Annotated in this window: 10 protein-coding genes and 1 pseudogene; 7 read left to right on the top strand and 4 right to left on the bottom strand. The window is 62.5% G+C overall.

Annotation, left to right across the window (positions count from 1 at the left end; genetic code table 11):
• Positions 1-14 precede the first annotated feature (14 nt).
• From norR to AC07N4_RS28725, 5 genes are all read left to right on the top strand, one after another.
• Positions 15-1,568: a nitric oxide reductase transcriptional regulator NorR gene (norR, locus tag AC07N4_RS28745; RefSeq protein ID WP_096822814.1), complete on the top strand. Its 1,554-nt coding sequence runs from the start codon at positions 15-17 to the stop codon at positions 1,566-1,568.
• 125 nt (positions 1,569-1,693) lie between these two features.
• Positions 1,694-2,596, top strand: a complete 903-nt coding sequence (locus AC07N4_RS28740; RefSeq protein WP_096822815.1) for a chemotaxis protein CheV — start codon at positions 1,694-1,696, stop codon at positions 2,594-2,596.
• 27 nt (positions 2,597-2,623) lie between these two features.
• Entirely contained in the window at positions 2,624-3,082 is a 459-nt protein-coding gene (locus AC07N4_RS28735; protein ID WP_493066644.1) for a GNAT family N-acetyltransferase, read from the top strand.
• A 62-nt stretch (positions 3,083-3,144) separates the two neighbouring features.
• The gene (locus AC07N4_RS28730) at positions 3,145-3,462 is read left to right on the top strand and encodes a hypothetical protein (RefSeq protein ID WP_102622676.1); all 318 of its coding nucleotides are present in this window, start codon (positions 3,145-3,147) and stop codon (positions 3,460-3,462) included.
• An 87-nt stretch (positions 3,463-3,549) separates the two neighbouring features.
• The gene (locus AC07N4_RS28725) at positions 3,550-4,299 is read left to right on the top strand and encodes a YkgJ family cysteine cluster protein (RefSeq protein WP_493066588.1); all 750 of its coding nucleotides are present in this window, start codon (positions 3,550-3,552) and stop codon (positions 4,297-4,299) included.
• Here AC07N4_RS28725 and AC07N4_RS28720 read toward each other — a convergent pair.
• The 4 genes and pseudogenes from AC07N4_RS28720 to AC07N4_RS28705 all read right to left on the bottom strand — a co-directional run bounded on the left by AC07N4_RS28720 (position 4,296) and on the right by AC07N4_RS28705 (position 6,683).
• Positions 4,296-5,360, bottom strand: a complete 1,065-nt coding sequence (locus AC07N4_RS28720) for a methyl-accepting chemotaxis protein (RefSeq protein WP_404943113.1) — start codon at positions 5,358-5,360, stop codon at positions 4,296-4,298. The two genes, AC07N4_RS28725 and AC07N4_RS28720, sit on opposite strands and share 4 nt — an antisense overlap.
• A 237-nt stretch (positions 5,361-5,597) precedes the next feature.
• A pseudogene (locus AC07N4_RS28715) lies at positions 5,598-5,879 on the bottom strand (PAS domain-containing protein); the annotation flags it as partial.
• 147 nt (positions 5,880-6,026) lie between these two features.
• Positions 6,027-6,266, bottom strand: a complete 240-nt coding sequence (locus tag AC07N4_RS28710; protein WP_096822819.1) for a hypothetical protein — start codon at positions 6,264-6,266, stop codon at positions 6,027-6,029.
• Between the two features lie 111 nt (positions 6,267-6,377).
• Complete coding sequence (locus tag AC07N4_RS28705) at positions 6,378-6,683, bottom strand: fimbrial protein (RefSeq protein ID WP_096822820.1); 306 nt, start codon at positions 6,681-6,683, stop codon at positions 6,378-6,380.
• 635 nt (positions 6,684-7,318) lie between these two features.
• Between AC07N4_RS28705 and AC07N4_RS28700 the strand changes: the two genes are divergently transcribed.
• Positions 7,319-8,479: an efflux RND transporter periplasmic adaptor subunit gene (locus tag AC07N4_RS28700; RefSeq protein WP_096822821.1), complete on the top strand. Its 1,161-nt coding sequence runs from the start codon at positions 7,319-7,321 to the stop codon at positions 8,477-8,479.
• Positions 8,476-11,577: a multidrug efflux RND transporter permease subunit gene (locus AC07N4_RS28695; RefSeq protein ID WP_249484779.1), complete on the top strand. Its 3,102-nt coding sequence runs from the start codon at positions 8,476-8,478 to the stop codon at positions 11,575-11,577. The genes AC07N4_RS28700 and AC07N4_RS28695 overlap by 4 nt, the downstream gene beginning before the upstream one ends.
• The last annotated feature ends 6 nt before the right edge of the window (positions 11,578-11,583 follow it).

The raw sequence follows: 11,583 nt of genomic DNA, 5'->3' as shown, positions 1-11,583 counted from the left end.
TTGACTACAAGACCATGTCTGCCAAATCCCTGCTGACCGCCCTGCTCCCACTGGTTTCCGACCTGTCCCGCGAACTGCCCGAAGGCGAGCGCTACCGGCGACTGCTCGAAGCCATGCGCGCCCTGCTGCCGTGCGATGCCGCTGCGCTGCTGCGCCTCGATGGCGAGTGGCTGGTGCCGCTGGCTGTCGACGGGTTGAGCACCGACACCCTCGGCCGCCGCTTCAAGGTCAGCGAGCACCCGCGCTTTGAAGTGCTGCTGGCAGGCGCCGGCCCGACCCGTTTCGCAGCCGACAGCGATCTGCCCGATCCGTATGACGGACTGGTCGACGGCCTCGACGATCACCTCGAAGTTCACGATTGCCTCGGCTGTCCGTTGTTCGTCGATGAAAAACTCTGGGGCCTGATCACCCTCGACGCACTCGATCCGGAGCGCTTCGAACCGATCGAACTCGATGCCCTGCAGGCCTTCGCCAGCCTCGCTTCGGCCACAGTGAACGCCGCTGAGCGCATCGAACGACTGGCGATCCGCGCCGAGGACGAACACCAGCGCGCCGAGGTGTATCGCCAGGCCAGCGGCCAGCAGAATCGCGAAATGATCGGCCAGAGCAAGGCCCACAAACGGCTGGTGGAAGAGATCAATCTGGTCGGCGGCAGCGACTTGACCGTGCTGATCACCGGCGAAACCGGGGTCGGCAAGGAGCTGGTGGCCCAGGCGATCCACGCCGCTTCCAAGCGTGCCGACAAGCCGATCATCAGCCTCAACTGCGCGGCCCTGCCGGACACGCTGGTGGAAAGCGAACTGTTCGGCCACGTGCGCGGCGCCTTCACCGGCGCCACCAGCGACCGCCGCGGCAAGTTCGAACTGGCCAATGGCGGCACGCTGTTTCTCGATGAAGTCGGCGAGTTGTCGCTGACCGTCCAGGCCAAACTGTTGCGGGTTTTGCAGAGCGGCCAGTTGCAGCGTCTGGGTTCGGACAAGGAACACCAGGTCGATGTGCGCCTGATCGCCGCGACCAACCGCGACCTGGCCGAAGAAGTGCGCAGCGGTCGCTACCGCGCCGACTTCTATCATCGTCTGAGCGTGTACCCGTTGCGGGTGCCGGCGCTGCGAGACCGGGGCCGCGATGTGCTGCTGCTCAGCGGCTATTTTCTGGAACAGAACCGCTCGCGCATGGGCCTCAACAGCCTGCGCCTGAACAGCGACGCGCAAGAAGCGCTGCTTGCCTACACTTGGCCGGGCAATGTGCGGGAACTGGAACACCTGATCGGCCGCAGCGCGCTGAAAGCGCTGGGCAACTGCAAGGTGCGGCCGAAGATTCTCAGCCTGAGCGCGATGGATCTCGACCTGCCGCGCGAGGTTGTGGATAACTCGCCGGAGCCGGCCAGTGCCGTCGTCGCGATGCCGTTGATTTCCGGGGATCTGCGCGCAGCCACCGAGCAATATCAGCGGCAGTTGATCAGCGCAGCACTTGAGCGTCATCGGGACAACTGGGCCAGCGCCGCGCGTGAACTGGGGCTGGACCGGGCGAATCTGGGGCGCATGGCCAAGCGGTTGGGGATGAAATGACAGTCCCGCCGTCGGATTGGCGCCAGAATCCCTAAAGCCTGCCGGTTACAAGTCGATAACCCGGCATCAATAGTTTTCGGCGATTTCCACCCTCGCCCATCACCTTTTTTCCACAGAAGGTTTTTATGTCTTCCAACAAAGCCCGCGCAGATTCACTTTCGCTTCTGCTGTTTACCTTGCGCAGCGGCAAGCTGATGGCGATCAACCTGCTGAAAGTCAGTGAAATCATCCCCTGCCCGCCGCTGACCAAGCTGCCGGAGTCGCACCCGCACGTCAAAGGCATCGCCACCCTGCGCGGTGCTTCGCTGTCGGTGATCGACCTGAGCCGTGCCATCGGCGAGCGTCCGCTGGAAGACCCGAACGGCGGCTGCCTGATCGTCACCGATGTCAGCCGTTCGAAACAGGGTCTGCACGTGCAGGCGGTGAGCAAGATCGTGCATTGCCTGACCACCGACATCAAACCGCCGCCGTTCGGCTCCGGCGGTTCCCGCGCCTACATCACCGGGGTGACCTCGGTCGACGGCACTCTGGTGCAGGTGCTGGACATCGAAAAGGTCATCCACAGCATCGCCCCGGCGCAAATCGAGATGGCCCCGACCGACCTGAGCATGGAAGACGCCGAAGTGCTGGGCAACGCGCGGATTCTGGTGGTCGACGACAGCCAGGTGGCGCTCCAGCAATCGGTGCACACCCTGCGCAACCTCGGCCTGCAATGCCACACCGCGCGCAGCGCCAAGGAAGCGATCGACTGCCTGCTGGACCTGCAAGGCACGGCGCAGCAGATCAACCTGATCGTCTCCGACATCGAAATGTCCGAGATGGACGGCTACGCCTTCACCCGGACCCTGCGCGAGACACCGGACTTCGCCCACCTCTACGTGCTGCTGCACACCTCGCTGGACAGCGCGATGAACAGCGAAAAGGCCCGTCTCGCCGGCGCCAACGGCGTGCTGACCAAGTTCTCTTCGCCAGAGCTGACCCACTGCCTGATCGAAGCGGCCAAACACGTCGCCGCCCACGGACACTGAGTCTTGAGCGAGACGTTCTGTTTTCTGATGCGGCGCGACCTGAGCCAGGACGTGCCGGCCATCGAATGGCCGAACGGCATCGAACTCACGACCTACAGCGCCGAACGCGCATCCGCCGTGCATGAACTGATGCAAATCGGCTACCGCGAAGGAGGCGGCCGAGTACCTGCGCTGGACGTCTGGCAACAGCAGTTTGAAAACGATCCGGAATACGATCCGGCATTGTGCTTCATCGCCAGCGATGCCGAAGGCGTCCTCGGCGTGGCGCAATGCTGGACCAGTTCCTACATCAAGAATCTGGTGGTGCATCCCCGCGCTCAGGGTCGTGGATTGGGTCGGGCGCTGCTGCTTCATGCATTCAAGGTGTTTCAGGATCGGCGCGAAGGCTTTGTCGATCTGAAGGTGCTGGAAGACAACCGTCGGGCGCAGAGCTTGTACGAAACGTCCGGAATGTATGTGGTCCGCCGGGAATTGGTGCCGGACTGACAAACTAAAATCCTGCGGCATACTCAAACCCTGGCGATCAAACCTCCAAGGATGCCCGAACCATGAAACGTCTCGCCCTCTCCGTGCTTTGTCTCATTGCCCCGTTTGCCCACGCTTCCAGCCCCGATGCCTGGGCCGCCCATGACAAAGCCGTACTCGCCAGCTGCACCAAGGCCAGCGGCCTGAAAGACGCCAAACCGGTCGGCAATGCCGCGCAATTCGACGACCGCGTCGGTTACACCGCACTATTGCTGCAAGGCCAGTACCCGCAAAAACACATGAAGGGCCAGCAAGGCACCGAGTTGTGCCTGTACAACAAAAAGTCGAAAACCGCGTTCGTCACCGAATGGGACTCGATCCGCCCGACCGCCAAGCCCTGAGTGAATGGCGCACAACTTGCTTCAACCCAGGCCTGCATGGCGGCTTTACGTCGCCGTTTCACACCCTGATTGAAGATTGCCCGCTCAATGAATACGACGTTTTCCTGCGTAGGTTGCGGCAAATGCTGCACCGATCACCACGTGCCTCTCACGCTGGCCGAAGCCCGTATGTGGGCGGCTGACGGCGGTCAGGTGATCGTGTTGGTGGAGGCATTTCTCGCCAACGGCCTGGGCCTGCCGGAACAGCAGCGTGAGCATGCGCAGCGTCGTTCGGCGGTAGTGCGCAGCGGAAACTCCGACGCCCATGTGGCAATCACCTTCGCCGCCTACAACGTCGGTCCCTGCCGGAATCTTGACGAAGACAAGCTGTGCCGCATCTACGAGCGCCGGCCGCTGGTGTGCCGCATCTATCCCGCCGAAATCAATCCGCACATTCCGCTGAACCCTGCTGCCAAGGACTGCCCGCCGGAATCGTGGGAACAAGGGCCGGAGCTGATCGTCGGTGGTGAACTGGTGGATCAGGAACTGGTGACACTGATCCAGCGCTCCCGTCAGGCCGATCGCGATGACATCCGGACCAAGGATGCGATCTGCGGGTTGCTTGGTATCCGCACCACGGCACTCAAGGGCGACGGGTTTACCGCGTACCTGCCAGACATGGGCGTGTTTGCCTCGGTCATCGATCAGGTCACCGCGCAGCCATTGAGCGAAGTGTCCAGTGAATGGCTGTTTCACCTCTCCGGTGATGATGTCGCCGGGCAAGTGCTGGCGGCGGGTGCACACGTGGTCACCGAGCCGCCGCAGACTTACGCGTTCATTTCCCTGCGCGCGGCCTAGGATCCCTGCCGCCGCCCCCAGAACTCCCGCGCCAGCGAACGCAAATCCCCCGCCAGCCCCGCCACGTCCTGTGAGTTGAGCTGGCTCTGGCGCCCTTCATCCACCGTCAATTCACACGCGGTACGAATACTGACGATGTTGCGGTTGATGTCCTCGCTCACCGCGCTCTGCTCCTCGACTGCGGCAGCAATCTGCAGGCTCATCTCGGTGATCTGCTCGACCCGGCCGCTGATGCCATCCAATGCCCGCGCCGCACGCTGGGCCTGTTCAACACTGTTATCCACATGCTCGCTGCTCTGCTGCATCACCAGCACCGCATCCCGCGCACCGTTTTGCAGGGTGCTGATCATCCGCTGAATCTCGTTGGTCGACTGCTGAGTGCGCTGGGCCAGACCCCGCACCTCATCGGCCACCACCGCAAACCCACGCCCGGCATCCCCGGCCCGCGCCGCTTCGATCGCCGCGTTGAGCGCCAGCAGATTGGTCTGCTCGGCGATGCTGCGGATCACCTCCAGCACCCCGGAAATCTCGCTGCTGTGACCTTCGAGCTGATGAATCACCTCGGTCGCCCGCCCCAACTCCTCGGCCAGCCGCAACACCGCACTGCGACTCTCGCCGACCAGCAGATGCCCCTCACGGGTTTCCGTCCCCGCCATATCAGCCGCCACCGACGCCTGCTGCGCATGGCTGGCCACCTCGGCAACACTCGCCGCCATCTGATGAATCGCCGCCGCCACCTGATCGGTTTCCGCCTGCTGCGCCAGCGTACTGGTATGACTGCTGTGCAGATGATCCACCAGTTGCGCGGCATGCCCGGCCAGTCGTTGCGACGCATCACCGATCCGCCCGACCACCGCGCCAACCTGGGCTTCGAGCATCTGCAAGGCGAACTCGATCTGCCCGAACTGATCCCGCCGCCCGGTATAAATGCCCTGGCTCAACGGATTATCGGCAATCAGCCGGGCACGCTCGGTCAGTCGCTCCAGCGGCCGCAGCAACCAGCCCACGCCCAGCGCACACGCGCCACTGCCGGCCACCAGCGCAGCGGCTTCGATGCCCATGGACTCCGGCCGCAGCCAGGCTTCAATCCCCAGTACCACCACCAGCACCGAACTGGTCAACGCCATGATCCGCGCCCGCAACCCCAACACCAGCAGCCAACGCGACACCCGCTCCCCGCGCAACTGCGCGTAAGCCCGCTCTGCCGCAGCGACCTGCCGCGCATCCGGCCGGGTACGCACCGACTGAAACTCCACCGCCGCACCGTTCTGCGTGACCGGCGTGACATAGGCACTGACCCAATAGTGATCACCGTTCTTGCAACGATTCTTCACCAGCCCCATCCACGACCGCCCGCGCTTGAGCGTCTGCCACATATGGGCAAACGCCTGCGCCGGCATGTCCGGATGACGCAACAGGTTATGCGGCGTGCCCAGCAGCTCGTCACGGCTGTAACCGCTGATCTTGATGAAGTCGTCGTTGGCGTAGGTGATCGCGCTGGTCAGATCGGTGGTCGAGAGAATGTTCGCATCCGGCGCAACATCGACATTGCGCCCGGTCACCGGGAGATTGATCTTCATGGAAAGCGCGCTCGTTTTATTGGAAAGAGTCGGCAGGGCTGCTGACTCTAAGCGCACTAACTGGTTAAACGTTGATCTGGCTCAGGAACTGAGCACTTAGCCATCACTGTGATCGAAAATCACAGCGACGGCCGAGGCGGGAGTGAATCAGCGCTTGCCCATCGAACGGCGAGTGCCCGACGGAGCGACGCCCGGGATCTTGGCATGACGGTCACCGTCCTTGCCCTTGAACTGCGGCTGCTTGGCCGCTTTGGCAGCCGCAAGGTCACCTGGCTTGAACGGGAACTTGAAGGCCGGGATCTTGGCTTTGGTTTCGTTGGTTTCAGCATGCTCGGCCGTGACGTCGCTGATAGCGTCATCAACTGGCGGTTGGGTCGGGGAAGTCATAAAAGCTCCGCAAAGCAAAAAGTCGGGCCCGAACAGTGAGCCGCGAAGGCGCGCAGTATACCCGCGCGCCCAATATCGGCACCTGAAGATTTACACGGCACGCCGAACGGCCTACAGATAACTGATGGTGACAATGCCCTTGTCGCTCGAAGTCTTCAGCGCCTCATACGTGACGGACAACGGCAACGCCTCATGACTGCACGCATTGCGATAGGAATCGACATCAAGCGTCAGGCCAGGCTTGACCTCAACCTGCCGCGACGCCTTCGAACCCAACGCCCCGACACGCCCCACCTCACAACCGGAATCGACAATCCGCCCGCTGAACCGGATCTCACCGGAACTCGTCTGCGGCGCGGCAAAGACACAAAGCGGAAGCAAAACAAGCCCAGCCGATATCGCGATATTCAACTTCATGGCAAAGACACTCCCGAAAGACCCACCCCAATGGCGTCAGGGCCGTACACCGTGTATCCGCTGGTGGGGGCGGATCTTTAGAAGCGTAGATGGCGCGGGCCGGGAAAGATGAAAATCCAGAGATCGCCACCACCACCACCACCACCACCACCACCACCACCCTGCTCCTCACCACTCAACACGATGAGCGTTAGCTCAAGTACCGCTTTTGACGTACCGGCCCCTTCGGCAGGCTGAGTGGAGGGATTCATCCGGGGGTAGGCGCGTAGCGCCGTTTGGCGAAGCCAAACACATCGAGAGGAGGTGCAGCGAAGCAAACCGTAGGCGATGCCCCCGGATGAATCCCGGAACGAAGGAACGCCGAGCCACAGCGAGGCGCCGTACGCCGGGGCCCAGACCTTTGGTTACTTTGGGGCGTTTGCCAAAGTGACCCGCCGTAAGGGCGGAACCGCCAGCCGCAACACCCGCAGAAACGGATATTCACAAAGAACACCCAAAACCTGGCCGGCCCAAAGGCCGCCAAGCCAAAAGCCGAAACTGACAGCGCCGTCAGCTAGCCGTCACCCTCCTGACCCCCAAACAAGTTTATAAAGAACCAACCTGCCCAAACCCCGTCCCCCTGGCGCCCCACAAGCATGCAAATCCAGAAGAAAAAGGCCCTGCTCGCCACCCTGCTGATCGCCCTCGCAGCCGCTGGCCTGTGGTACGCGATAAAACCCGCACCGGCCAAACTCGCCGCCCCCACCGCCATCCCGGTCAGGGTCGTCGCCGTCAGCGAAAAAGACGTCCCCCGCTACACCAGCGGCATCGGCTCGGTCCTCTCGCTGCACAGCGTGGTGGTGCGACCGCAGATCGACGGCATCCTCACCAAGCTTCTGGTCAAAGAGGGTCAACTGGTCAAACAGGGCGACCTGCTCGCCACCATCGACGACCGCTCGATCCGCGCCAGCCTCGACCAGGCCCGGGCACAATTGGGCGAAAGCCAGGCGCAACTGCAAGTGGCGCTGGTCAACCTCAAGCGCTACAAACTGCTCAGCGTCGACGACGGTGTATCGAAGCAGACCTACGACCAGCAACAGGCACTGGTCAACCAGCTCAAAGCCACCGCCCAAGGCAACCAGGCGTCGATTGACGCAGCGCAGGTACAACTTTCCTACACCCAGATTCGCTCCCCGGTCACCGGCCGCGTCGGGATTCGCACGGTCGACGAAGGCAACTTCCTGCGCATGACCGATACTCAGGGTCTGTTCACCGTGACCCAGATCGACCCGATCGCCGTAGAGTTTTCCCTGCCGCAGCAAATGCTGCCGACCCTGCAAGGTTTGATCAGCGATCCGCAGCGCGCCCAGGTCAAGGCCTACATCGGCGCCGACACCGATGGCGAAACCGGCAACCTGCTCGGCGAAGGTCACCTGACCCTGATCGACAACCAGATCAACGCCAACACCGGCACCATCCGCGCCAAGGCCGAATTCGACAACCCCAATCAGAAGCTCTGGCCCGGCCTGCTGGTGACGGTAAAGATTCAGACGGCACTGGATAAAGATGCGCTGGTGGTCCCGCCCACTGTCGTACAACGGGGACTGGATCAACACTTTGTATACCGGGTCAACGGCGACAAGGTGGAAGCCGTTCAGGTGCAAATGGTTTACCAGGGCAGCGGTCAGGACATCATCAAGGGCGTGAAACCCGGCGACGTATTGGTCAGTGACGGCCAGTCACGGCTCAAACCCGGTTCGACCGTGCAGGTCATGAGCGAGCCGCCGCAAGTAGTGCAAGCGGAGCCCAAGCCATGAAGCAACACAAAGGTGTTTCGACCTGGTGCATTGATCACCCGGTGGCGACGATTCTGCTGACCATCGCGCTGGTGTTGGTCGGGGTGATTGCCTTCCCACGCCTGCCGATTGCCCCGTTGCCGGAAGCGGAATTTCCGACGATCCAGGTCTCCGCGCAACTGCCCGGCGCCAGCCCGGACACCATGGCCTCGTCCGTGGCCACGCCGCTGGAGGTGCAATTCAGCGCCATCCCCGGCATGACCCAGATGACCTCCAGCAGTGCGCTGGGCTCCAGCCTGCTGACCCTGCAATTCACCCTCGACAAGAGCATCGACACCGCCGCCCAGGAAGTGCAGGCCGCGATCAACACCGCCGCCGGCAAACTGCCGAAAGACATGCCGACCCTGCCGACCTGGAAGAAGGTCAACCCGGCCGACAGCCCGGTGCTGATCCTCAGCGTCAGTTCGACCCAGATGCCCGGTACCGAACTCAGTGACCTGGTGGAAACCCTGCTGTCGCGTCAGATCAGTCAGATCGACGGTGTAGGCCAGATCAACATTACCGGTCAGCAACGTCCGGCGATTCGTGTACAAGCCTCGGCGGACAAACTGGCCGCCATCGGCCTGACCCTCGCCGACATTCGTCTGGCGATCCAGCAGACCAGCCTCAACCTCGCCAAAGGTGCGCTGTACGGCGAGTCGAGCATTTCCACGCTGTCGACCAACGACCAGTTGTTCCACCCTGAGGAATACAGCCAGCTCATCGTTTCCTACAAGGATGGCGCCCCGGTTCACCTGAAAGATGTCGCCAAAGTCGTCAACGGTTCGGAAGATGCCTACGTGCAAGCGTGGGCCGGCGATCAACCGGGGGTGAACCTGGTGATCTCCCGCCAGCCGGGGGCCAACATCGTCGAGACGGTGGACCGCATTCAAGCCGCCCTGCCCGGCCTCGAAGCCATGCTGCCGGCCTCGGTGCAGGTCAAAGTGCTGATCGACCGCACCCAGACCATTCGTGCCTCCCTGCATGAAGTGGAAATCACCCTGCTGATCGCGATCCTGCTGGTGGTGGCGGTGATGGCGCTGTTCCTGCGCCAGTTGTCCGCGACGATGATTGTGTCGGCGGTGCTCGGCGTATCGCTGACCGCCAGTTTCGCCTTGATGTATTTACTCGGTTTCAGCCTGAACAACCTGACGCTGGTTGCGATTGTGGTGGCGGTCGGGTTTGTGGTCGACGATGCGATCGTGGTGGTGGAGAACATTCACCGTCACCTGGAAGCCGGCGACAGCATGCGCGAAGCAGCGGTCAAGGGCGCCGGCGAGATCGGATTCACCGTAGTCTCGATCAGTTTCTCGCTGGTGGCCGCGTTCATTCCGCTGCTGTTCATGGGCGGCGTGGTCGGGCGCCTGTTCAAGGAATTTGCCCTGACGGCGACCTCGACCATCATGATTTCCGTGGTGGTGTCGTTGACGTTGGCGCCAACCCTCGCCGCGCTGTTCATGCGCAAACCGGTGCATCACGCCCATGACAAACCGGGGTTCAGCGAGCGCCTGCTCGGCTGGTACGAAAAAGGCCTGCGCCGCGCCCTCGCCCACCAGAAACTGATGATCGCGGTGTTCGGTGTTTCTGTAGCGATGGCCATCGGTGGTTACATCTTTATCCCCAAAGGGTTCTTCCCGGTGCAGGACACCGGCTTCGTCCTCGGTACGACGGAAGCCGCCGCGGACATTTCCTACAGCGACATGGTGAAAAAACACCTGGCGATGGCCGAAATCGTCGCCGCCGACCCGGCCGTCCAGGCGTTTTCCCATTCGGTGGGTGTGTCCGGCAGCAACCAGACCATCGCCAACGGCCGCTTCTGGATTGCTCTGAAAAAACGCGGTGATCGCGACGTTTCGGCCAGCCAGTTCATCGACCGCATCCGTCCGCAACTGATGAAAGTCCCCGGCATCGTGCTTTACCTGCGCGCCGGCCAGGACATCAACCTCAGCTCCGGCCCGAGCCGTGCGCAGTATCAATATGTGCTCAAGAGCAACGACGGGCCGACCCTCGCCACCTGGACTCAGAAACTCACCGAAAAGCTGCGCAGCAACCCAGCGTTCCGTGATATTTCCAACGACCTGCAACTGGGCGGCAGCATCACCCACATCAGCATCGACCGCAGCGCCGCTGCGCGTTTCGGCCTGACGGCGAGTGATGTCGACGAGGCGCTGTACGACGCGTTCGGGCAACGGCAGATCAATGAGTTCCAGACCCAGGTCAACCAGTACAACGTGATTCTGGAGCTGGACACCAAACAGCGCGGCAAGGCCGAAAGCCTCAACTACTTCTACTTGCGCTCACCGCTGAGCGGGGAAATGGTGCCGCTGTCGGCGCTGGCCCGATTCGACGCACCGACCATCGGCCCATTGTCGATTGCCCACGACGGCATGTTCCCGGCCGCCAACCTGTCGTTCAACCTGGCGCCCGGCGTGGCATTGGGTGACGCGGTGATCCTGCTCAATCAGGCCAAGGCCGAGATCGGCATGCCGACCGCGATCAGCGGCAACTTCCAGGGCGCGGCCCAGGCATTCCAGAGTTCGCTGGCCAGCCAGCCGTGGCTGATTCTGGCGGCGCTGGTGGCGGTGTACATCATCCTTGGTGTGCTTTATGAAAGCTTCGTCCACCCGCTGACGATCATCTCGACCTTGCCGGCAGCGGGTCTGGGCGCGGTGATCATGCTGTGGATCTGCGGCCAGGACTTTTCGATCATGGCGCTGATCGGGCTGGTACTGCTGATCGGTATCGTGAAGAAGAACGGCATCCTGATGATCGACTTCGCCCTCGAGGCGCAGCGTCATCGCGGGCTGTCACCGCAGGACGCGATTTTCGAGGCGTGTATCACGCGGTTCCGGCCGATCATCATGACCACCCTCGCCGCCCTGCTCGGCGCGCTGCCGCTGATGCTCGGCTACGGCACCGGCGCCGAACTGCGCCAGCCGCTGGGGATCGCGGTCGTGGGCGGCCTGCTGGTCAGCCAGATGCTGACGCTGTTCACCACACCGGTCATATACTTGTGGCTTGAGCGGCTGTTCCACAAGCCCAAACCATCGCCCGTCGCGGCGCTGGCAACGACAGACTGAGGCGGG

The organism is Pseudomonas sp. GW821-FHT09E04 (genome assembly GCF_059416185.1).
The sequence above is the reverse complement of the archived record's forward strand: the minus strand, read 5'-3'. Positions and strand labels throughout refer to the sequence as shown.